The following is a 6,432-nucleotide window of genomic DNA, read 5'->3' as shown; positions in this document are numbered from 1 at the left end:
ATAAAGCGTTTGCGTAAGACGTTAAGCATCACGTAAAAGTTTACATGCACTGATGAATAAACGGTCAACCGTACCTATTAGAGCCTGACTTGACCAAGGCATTAAATGCCGATGTAGTGATAAGGTAATAGGTTTCGGATTTACATCATGGCGCGGGTAAAAAGCCTATTTAGACGCCGAATATATGGTAGTGAACCAATCATTCAAAAGTGTTGTAAAAGCTGAGGCGTCCATATATGGTCAAGTAAAATTGGCCACGGTTTTAGAGTCATTCCAATATAAACGTTCTGACTCATTTGGCGTTAACCCACCATTATATTGATGGGGTCTGGTCTCACTGTAGTATCCAGTGATGTAATTTGTGATCTCTTTATCTGCTTCTGTAAAATTCCCATAACCACTAGCGGGGATCCACTCAGATTTCAAACTTCTAAAGAAACGCTCCATTGGTGCGTTATCCCAACAATTCCCGCGGCGACTCATACTTTGCTCAATCTGAAGACGCCATATTAATTGTCTGAATTTCAAGCTTGTGTAATGCGAACCTTGATCGCTGTGATATATCACATTCTCAGGCTTACCCCTTAACTCAAATGCCATTTTCAAAGCTTTACAGGTCAGCGCACTATCTGGTGATAATGACAAAGCCCATCCAACAGGTTTGCGGGAAAATAAGTCTAAAACAACGGCTAGATAGGCCCAGCGATTACCGACCCAAACATACGTCACGTCGCCACACCACACTTGATCTGGTTGAGTTACTGCAAACTGTCGATTAAGCGTATTGGGGATTGCAACATGCTCTTGTGTCGCTTTCCGATAAGAATGCTTAGGCTGCTGACAGCTTAATAACCCAAGCTTTTTCATTAGATTACGGGCTCGATAACGACTGAGACCAATCCCTTTATTAGTCACTAATTGCGCTATCGTTCGCGCACCGGCAGAGCCATGACTAATACGATGTGCGGCCTTCACTTCACTGCATAAAATAGTCAAGTCTGCATCAATATGTTCTTTTCTTTTTAGCCAATACTTATAGCTACTTCGATGCACTTTGAATGCATTACAAATTGTGAGAATAGAGTGGCTCTGCTTGAGTGCGCTGATTAGCGTAAATTGTTCATCGAGTCTGACATCAAGAGAGCGGTAGCCTTTTTTAGGATAAGATTGTGCTCCTCAAGACGAGCTATTTGCTTCTTCAGCTCACGGATTTCAATTTGTTCAGGGGTAATCGGAGATGCTTTTGGTGTGCCACCCTGGCGTTCTAGTTTTAACTGTCTCACCCATTTATCCATAGTGGATTTACCTACGTTCATCGCCTTTGCAGCTTCGATGATGCTATGGTTTTTATCGAGGACTAATTGGGCAGCTTCAAGTTTGAATTCAGCACTAAATGTTTTTCTGGTTGTCGATCTCATGTGTTCACCTAAAGTCATCTACGAGGCAATAATATCACCTCTATTTAGGTGGCCAAAATTAGTGTGCCACTACAGGGTGAGATAATCACTTGACCAGCTAATGGGGCATGTTCGGCGTTTTTGTTCAGGCTAAATAAAACCTTTAGCAACTCCATTTATTTTCCTATTTAATCATGACTTTAACAGCAATCAATTTAGCCATTCTGTATACTAAAGTAGATGGTAATTTGGACTAAAGTTCTCTCACTCATTCAGTTTCTAGCTAATGGTTGCGATGTCTTTAAGGGCGTATCATTCTAATTCCATTAATTGGGATAACCCAGAGGCCAAACATTTTATGAAGCGACAGGTTCATTTTTCTAGTTGCCTCTCTTCTGCTCATACTCTTATAACCACCTAAATAATCACATAAAAAATGAACAACAACCACATCTACTGTTGGAAAACGAGCTGATTCAGATTTTTTGACATATCCTCCCTGATAGAGAGAGCTAATTTCCTTACTAATTGTATGATTACCTGTCGTTATGTAGTTAACGAGTCCGTTAGAAAGCTTGCTATGTTATCTGCCTCCCGTACTTTTAACGTCATGTACGAGATAAACTGGACATAGCGACAATGTTTTTGAATATAAACGCCAATATGCAAATTCCCGTTATAATTTTTCCTAATACAAAATTTTCTGGCAATTGAAGCTAGGAATACTGATGAAACTCATTTTGGGGCAGGAATGAGTCTGGTCAGGTTCGGCTTGCTCATGAAACCTTAAATAACTCTTTAGTTGAATTCTTCCACAGATCTACATTTTGGGAATGCAGAACACCCCCAAAACTGTTTACCTTTATTTTCACCACGCTTTATTTCACGCATAACCATTGCGGAACCACAGCGTGAGCACTGCTTTACGCTGTTTTTTGATGCGACTAACTCTGTAACATGCTGTCGATGCCTAAGGTCTGTAACAACGCCTCTCTTTAGTTTGACGTCATTGATGACTTCAATAATTTGAGTGTACTCTGTCTCTGAGAATACAGGCTGTACAAACTGCTTTATGTAGCTCAAGCACCCTCGTGCATAAGTAACATTTTCAGGCATATCCGTTTTGAACGTACTATCACCAATAAAAACAATTACAGAGTGTAAATATGATGAATCTATGCCTAACAATGATTCTAGGGTTTTGACGTGTTTATAATTTTGATGGAGAGGATTCTGGAATTTTGAAAAGTGACGATAGATTTTCTGTGTCCACTGCTTTTGATTTTTTGAACCAAAAATCCAGCCTTTCATGTTTTTAGTTTCAACGATGAAAAGACCAAACTTAGATACAATAACATGGTCAATTTGAGTTGTACCATCATCTGTGGGCAATGTTACATCTTTTACCAATGTGTAATCTGATTCTGGCAACCGTGACAATATCTGATTTACCAAAAACTCGCCGAACACACCTTTAAACCAACGACTCCTAAAAATCGATATGATGAGTAGTAAAGGTATGATGTACCACACTTGAGCTAAAGCATCTGAAAATAGACCTAATATATCCACAAAACTTCCTTATTCAACTAACTCTACTTTGACGCCTAACAGCCGCTGTTAATTCTCACAGAATGCCGTCTTTTATTCACCACTTCAATTTATAATTAAGGGGTTAGTGACAGTGCTAGGAGATTTGACTGCTCAGGGAAACATAATTTCTAGATGAGTTGTATTCGGATAACTTTTGTACGGCAAAGGCATATGAACAGTATATGAATGAGCTTTTACTTTAAATGATAAACGGGGCACATTTATCTCAGCAAAAAATAGTAAAATGCTAGCTCTAACCTCTGGTGAACTCCCGAATGTAGGTTGCCACTATAGACGGGATGCTTAGCTTACACCAACGTCTGAGCACGCTTAATAGAGACACATCTAACACTCAACATCCTCCCTACCAGTAGTCCGCAGGATTTCATTAAGTTTGTGGATCTGTTTTGGATGCAAATTAGGGGGGAAGTGGAACAATTTTGGATGCAATTTAACATCCAGAGAGAATAACCGCTGTGTCAAAAGCCTTATTACAAGAGCTTCACTGGGGTGATATCCGGTAAAAGGTTGTCCTTTAAAGGTCAGGCAATGAAACACTCTTGGTTAGAGTGAGACACCAGTGAGATGTTAAAATATTTTTTTGGTATCCCTTGAAACCTGATTTCACACCCTCATCTACTAAAGTGAGGATATTCCCTCATTAAAAATAAGGTTAACTATTATGGCTCTTAAACCAGGTCCAAAACCGATTGCTGATTCAACTGGTAAAGTTGATCAACGCAGACGTGACAATAAAAACACCCCCGGCAACAACCCCGATTTAAAACCTAGCAAGTCTTCGAAAAAATGATATGTAACACTGCCGATATAGGCTGCTTTCGAGTAGCCTATATTTTCCAGACTCTATGTTGTTAGCGTTTAAGTACACCTTTCTAAATCCTCAAAATACAGCCTCTCATACTCTGCTGGCGCCAGAATCGCCACAGTTAAAGTAGCCAAATTTAGTCATCAATCATGACTCGAGTGCTGTCAGCGAACGACGCCGAAACAAGGAATGGGGCAAAAGCGAGTTAACTTGGATTGGCGAATAAATTTTGCACAATTTTAAATTACAAGGAGTTAACTATGCAAATCAAACCAGGGCCTAAAAGAACAAACGAGGATGGTACGCCGGATAAAAGGCAAAGAGTTACCGAGGGAAAAAAGAAAGAACACTCCGACCTAAAACCACACAAGCACAAAAAAGGTGACTAATATAAACCTAGAGTGCTAACTCGGAAGTTCGCGGACACTGCAAAGGGTAAACTGAGCAGAATCAAAAAACCTCGCTAGAAATGCAATTTGAGATCAATTAGCGCTTCCCTTATGGCAAGAGTACTCTGATATCACACCCTAATACTTCGGCCAACTGATAAGCCTTTTCGAGCGTGATGTTTACCTCGCCACGCTCTATTCGTCCCACATAACTGCGGTCAATCTCGGCCAATAGCGCCATTTTATCTTGAGAAATACCAAGCCGTTTACGCTCTGCACGCAGTTTCGCCCCAAATTGGATCGCTAAGTCTTTCATTTTTCATCTCGTTAAAGAGAAAGACTATCCAAAGTTGCGGCCTACAAAGCCACGGATTATAATCCGCAATATATTTACAATGCTCTTATAATGCCGAGAGCGATCACTAAACAGCCTGCTGCGAGAACGTCATGCCTAAATCTTCAATCAAAATATGCACGACATTGCATAAAATTCTCCAGGACGAGAGCTTCAACCATTTTCAAATAATGGGCCTGAGAGACGCCTATCTCACTGCTTCAACTAGCGCTCCTAGTCTTAGTGATACGTACAATTTTATTTATCGTCAGGTCCACAGGCTCGTGCAGAAGGGTATCTTAGATAAAAATGTGGATGAACAGACGAAGGAAACAACTTACCAAAAGACTGCGAAATTCTCTCAAACAAATTTTATTTTACAAAAATCAGAGGCATCTACTACAGAATCGCCAACAAGAAACACGCAAAAAAGTAATGCTATTCATCAATTAGAAGAGCGGCTCAAGCAATCCGAAATTGATTTATTTACGAGCATCGGCGAGTCCGAAGAGTATATGCGCTTATATCTATCCTTTCCCGATATGAAAGCACACCTCGAATCACAGTACTTGCAGGCTCGCGAAACAAGCTCAAAACTACTTGGCCAAATCAAAGCGATTAAATCTGCTATCACCCATCAGCAAAAGTAACCTAATGCAACTTAGACAATGGCAATCAGAGTGTGTCAAACGCGCTCTAGGACACTTTTATGGTGCGCGAAGACATTTCCTTTGCTTAGCAACGCCAGGGGCTGGAAAATCGATTATGGCAGCCGAAGTTGCTGCGAAACTATTTGAGGATGATTTAATCGACTTTGTACTGTGCTTCTCCCCATCAGTGAATATATCTCAAGGGATGAAACAGACCTTTTCAAGTCGTCTAAGCTGCCGGTTTGATGGCGTGATAGGTTCAGTTGGTTGCTCTTATACTTACCAAGGGATGTTGGCTTTTAAAGAAGACTTTTGGCAACTGCTAAAAAGAAATCGAGTACTCGTGATCTTCGATGAGATTCATCATTGCGCAGGGAGCTCTCTAGAAGATGCGAACGCATGGGGGGAAGAGATTCTACTCAACATACAAAATCAAGCGCAGTACACGCTAGCGTTAACTGGTACGCCTTGGCGTTCAGACCAAGCACCGATTGTTTTATCTCGATATACAGATCCCGATAATCAAATTCAATGTGACTATGTATACGGACTGAAAGAGGCTGTTGCTGACGATGTATGTCGTAACCCCCAGATTGTACTGATTGATAATGACAAAATTTTAGTTACTGACGAAGAAAACGAAACAAAGACATATGGTTGCTTAGATGACTTATTTAAATGCTCATCGCTTTCGTACCAGTCGATCATCCAAAATCATGAGGCGATTCAGCATATTTTAGCGTTAGCAACAAACAAGTTAAGCATCATAAAACAGTCCAATCCTAATGCTGCCGGACTCATCGTCGCTTCATCAATATCGCACGCCGCATATATCTTTAACATGCTAAAAACAGATTTTAGTGAAACAGCTCAGATAGTTACCTACAAAGAAGAGGCCCCCTCACTTAAGATAAATGAATTTAGAAATAGTACGACTAACTGGATCGTCAGTGTAGGAATGATAAGTGAGGGAACCGACATTCCTCGTCTGCAGGCAGGGGCTGATTACACTTTTTGACCAGTTCCAAAAATAATCTCTTCTCTGAAGTCATCACTCCAACATGCTCGATTAAATTTTTGAGTTTGGCTGGTTTTAGCTGGGTGTAATTTCACCAGATTTAAGGCCCAGCGGCGTAAAATGGCCAAGATACTGGCGCCATCTTCATCATACATTTTCTGCTTATCTTCTTGAAATAGCTTATCTAAAAGCCAATGTTGATTATTTTCAGTTTGCCAATGAGCC

At 40.5% G+C, this 6,432-nt stretch carries 5 protein-coding genes and 2 pseudogenes; 3 read left to right on the top strand and 4 right to left on the bottom strand.

Annotation, left to right across the window (positions count from 1 at the left end; genetic code table 11):
* Positions 1–240 precede the first annotated feature (240 nt).
* Both L5M71_RS22845 and L5M71_RS22840 read right to left on the bottom strand, forming a co-directional pair.
* A protein-coding gene (locus tag L5M71_RS22845; protein WP_263209971.1) for an IS3-like element ISSba5 family transposase occupies positions 241–1,418 on the bottom strand; the annotation gives its coding sequence in 2 pieces (ribosomal slippage) (positions 241–1,160 and positions 1,160–1,418; 1,179 coding nt in all).
* A 777-nt stretch (positions 1,419–2,195) separates the two neighbouring features.
* Complete coding sequence (locus L5M71_RS22840) at positions 2,196–2,969, bottom strand: nuclease-related domain-containing protein (protein WP_263209968.1); 774 nt, start codon at positions 2,967–2,969, stop codon at positions 2,196–2,198.
* Between the two features lie 1,107 nt (positions 2,970–4,076).
* On the opposite strand from L5M71_RS22840, the gene L5M71_RS22835 reads away from it, so the two are divergent.
* Entirely contained in the window at positions 4,077–4,205 is a 129-nt protein-coding gene (locus tag L5M71_RS22835; protein WP_006084685.1) for a hypothetical protein, read from the top strand.
* Positions 4,206–4,314: 109 nt separating this feature from the next.
* Here L5M71_RS22835 and L5M71_RS22830 read toward each other — a convergent pair whose 3' ends face one another.
* Positions 4,315–4,521 carry a helix-turn-helix domain-containing protein gene (locus L5M71_RS22830; RefSeq protein WP_131525628.1) on the bottom strand — a complete coding sequence of 69 codons (207 nt, stop codon included), beginning with the start codon at positions 4,519–4,521 and terminating at the stop codon, positions 4,315–4,317.
* 131 nt (positions 4,522–4,652) lie between these two features.
* Between L5M71_RS22830 and L5M71_RS22825 the strand changes: the two genes are divergently transcribed.
* Together L5M71_RS22825 and L5M71_RS22820 are read left to right on the top strand one after the other, a co-directional pair.
* A complete protein-coding gene (locus tag L5M71_RS22825) occupies positions 4,653–5,189 on the top strand; it encodes a response regulator (RefSeq protein ID WP_263209963.1) in 537 nt (178 codons plus the stop codon).
* A 4-nt stretch (positions 5,190–5,193) separates the two neighbouring features.
* Positions 5,194–6,183, top strand: a pseudogene (locus L5M71_RS22820) (DEAD/DEAH box helicase); the annotation flags it as partial.
* Between the two features lie 11 nt (positions 6,184–6,194).
* On the opposite strand, the pseudogene L5M71_RS22815 reads toward L5M71_RS22820, so the two are convergent.
* A pseudogene (locus L5M71_RS22815) lies at positions 6,195–6,432 on the bottom strand (ISAs1 family transposase); the annotation flags it as partial.

Origin of the sequence: Shewanella sp. SW1, assembly GCF_025653545.1 — a bacterium.
GTDB classification, from domain to species: domain Bacteria; phylum Pseudomonadota; class Gammaproteobacteria; order Enterobacterales; family Shewanellaceae; genus Shewanella; species Shewanella oncorhynchi.
The sequence above is the reverse complement of the archived record's forward strand: the minus strand, read 5'-3'. Positions and strand labels throughout refer to the sequence as shown.